Source organism: Gardnerella sp. 30-4 (assembly GCF_001641215.1).
Taxonomy (GTDB): Bacteria; Actinomycetota; Actinomycetes; order Actinomycetales; family Bifidobacteriaceae; genus Bifidobacterium; species Bifidobacterium leopoldii.
Genome location: NZ_LXJL01000113.1, coordinates 1,205 through 1,407 on the forward strand (window position 1 = coordinate 1,205; position 203 = coordinate 1,407).

Sequence of the window (203 nt, forward strand, 5' to 3'; positions counted from 1 at the left end):
TATAATCACACTTGTTCAATAATTCAACTGAAGCCTTTTTACCTGAATAAAGATTATCAAATGAGTCTAAATCACCCAAGTGATAAGAAGAAGGATTGACATAGGTATCAGAATCGACACCGTCAAGAATAGAAGCATAAGGCGGAAGCGGAGCACAATCCCCACCAGTCATATAATCACACTTGTTCAATAATTCAACTGAA